Origin of the sequence: Endozoicomonas sp., assembly GCF_051008435.1 — a bacterium.
In the GTDB taxonomy this organism is placed as follows: Bacteria; Pseudomonadota; Gammaproteobacteria; order Pseudomonadales; family Endozoicomonadaceae; genus Endozoicomonas_A.
The window spans coordinates 1-2,327 of sequence record NZ_JBPCXO010000031.1 but is presented as its reverse complement, the minus strand read 5'-3'; the positions used below and the strand labels follow the sequence as shown (position 1 = coordinate 2,327).

At 47.8% G+C, this 2,327-nt stretch carries 3 protein-coding genes; all 3 read left to right on the top strand.

Translation table 11 applies throughout. The features are described 5' to 3' along the window. A partial coding sequence (locus tag ACR2PX_RS01565) for a transposase (RefSeq protein WP_433997603.1) occupies positions 1 to 231 on the top strand: 231 nt, incomplete at its 5' end. 315 nt (positions 232 to 546) lie between these two features. Next, the gene (locus ACR2PX_RS01560; RefSeq protein ID WP_433997602.1) at positions 547 to 795 is read left to right on the top strand and encodes a hypothetical protein; all 249 of its coding nucleotides are present in this window, start codon (positions 547 to 549) and stop codon (positions 793 to 795) included. 272 nt (positions 796 to 1,067) lie between these two features. Further along, positions 1,068 to 2,066 (top strand): TAXI family TRAP transporter solute-binding subunit, encoded by a 999-nt coding sequence (locus tag ACR2PX_RS01555; protein WP_433997601.1) that lies wholly within the window; start codon positions 1,068 to 1,070, stop codon positions 2,064 to 2,066. Positions 2,067 to 2,327: the final 261 nt, after the last annotated feature.

Genomic DNA, 2,327 nt, shown 5'->3' with positions numbered 1-2,327 from the left:
CATTACACGCCCAAGCATGGCAGTTGGCTGAACATGGCAGAAATTGAATTGAGTATACTCAGTCGCCAATGTCTGAACCGCCGTATACCAGATCAGGATGCTCTGAAATCAGAGATCTTGGCCTGGGCGTCACGACGCAACAATATCGAGAGCCAGATGGAGTGGAGATTTACAACAGAAGATGCCTGGATAAAGCTGACGAAGCTTTACCCGACGATTAATTTGGAATGATGTACTAGCCCGGATATTTCGTAAATTCGCGTGAGCCCTCGCTTGCCGCACTAAGGAAGTTTGGCTCAATCGACCGTACACACCAGTACGGCGCTCAATCGCCAAATTCCTTAGTGCCACAATGTTCTGCGCGAGCATCGCAGCCATTTATGAAATATCCGGACTAGAAAGTTCAGATTAAGATCAATCAAGCCCAGTCCGGAAGCCTCATACATAGCCGGGCTGGCTTGCACTTATTGCTTGAATCCAGCATTGCATGACATCAGGTATTAAAGATGACACTGCTTTCCCTATGAAAATTCAGATTGTGCATTTTTGATAGCCACTGAAGCCACTGAAGCCACTGAAGCCACTGAAGCCACTGAAGCCACTGAAGCCACTGAAGCCACTGAAGCCACTGAAGCCACTGAAGCCACTGAACATATTCAGCGTTATAGCTTGCCCTGTCATCCCGTTTTAATGCAGCCCGAACCCGAACTGCATACAGGTAACAACCTCTATTTGATAGGTATCAGCCGAATCAGAGTTGACACAAATCAAAAAACCTCTTTAAAAATACTGTAATAATCTAATAGTATTACGGCCAGCTACATAAAAACGTATAGATATAAGATAATCGTCTTATACTCAGCGTGAATGAACAAAATGAAGGATCGCGACAGAAAAGCAAAAAAGCGACAACCTTCCAAATAGAGCCGGATAAACAGGGAAATCCATCACCCCAGGTGATCGGACTTTTCAAAGTACAAACATAAATATATAGCTACAAGCTTGGATTGCCGCCCCAGATAACCACTACAACGGCGGTATTCCCTTACTATCGAGGAGCACAAAACATGTCCGTTCTGAAAAAACTGGGTATGGTTGCCATGGGTGCCGGCCTGGCTGCAGCCACTTCTGTTGCCAGCGCCGCTAACGCTGAACAACAGTTCGTTACCATTGGTACCGGTGGTGTAACCGGCGTTTACTACCCTACCGGTGGTGCTATCTGTCGTCTGGTTAACAGAGACCGTAAAGATCACGGTATTCGCTGCTCCGTAGAAAGCACCGGTGGTTCTGTTTACAACCTGAACACTATCCGCTCCGGCGAGCTGGATATGGGTATCGTGCAGTCTGACTGGCAGTACCATGCCTATGAAGGTTCCAGTATTGAATTCAAGGATCAGGGAGCCGACAAAAAGCTGCGCGCTGTATTCTCTATTCACCCTGAAGCCTTCACGGTTGTTGCTCGTAAAGATGCCAAGATCGTTAACTTTGAAGATCTGAAAGGCAAGCGCGTTAACATTGGTAACCCTGGCTCTGGCCAGCGTGGAACCATGGAACAGCTGATGGATGTCTACGGCTGGACTCAGGCCACGTTCTCCCTGACTTCCGAGCTGAAGTCTGCTGAGCAGGCCAAAGCCCTGTGCGACAATAAGATCGACGCCTTCGTTTTCACCGCTGGTCATCCAAGCGGCTCCCTGAAAGAAGCCACCTCTTCCTGTGACACGGTGCTGGTTAATGTGGCCGGTCCCAAGGTAGAGAAGCTGATCTCAGATAACCCTTATTACCGCGCTGCCACTATTCCTGGCGGCATGTATCAGGGTAACGACAAGGACACTCAAACCTTTGGTGTTGCAGCTACATTCGTATCCTCTTCCGATATCAATGACGAAGCGGTATACAACATCACCAAGTCTGTTTTCGAAAACCTGGATACCTTCAAAAAACTGCACCCTGCGTTCGCCAATCTGAAGAAAGAAGAGATGATCAGCGATGGTCTGTCTGCTCCTCTGCACAGTGGCGCCAAGAAGTACTTTGAAGAAGCCGGTTTGCTGAGCAGCAAACAGCCTTGAGCGCTGGTGAAGAATCGCCCGCTTCAATGATTTCTGATCAGTCTCTCTGATCAGAAATCAGTCAACGCCATACAGGACAGCTCAATGCTGTCCTGTCGTATTTTTCCCGAGTCGATTTTTTGCTGTTGCATCCAGGAGTCTGTCGGACTTAGCCGACCGTAGCGAGAAAAAGTCCGGTTTGAGACAGTTTTTATGATTATTTGAGGCGAATAGCGAGCTATTCAACGAAAAGAATCATAAAAAATGGCCAAATCCGGCTTT

Bases quoted from the DNA above. Each gene is read 5' to 3' on its own strand.
- ACR2PX_RS01555 (WP_433997601.1), top strand. From the start codon at position 1,068: ATGTCCGTTCTGAAAAAACTGGGTATGGTTGCCATGGGTGCCGGCCTG.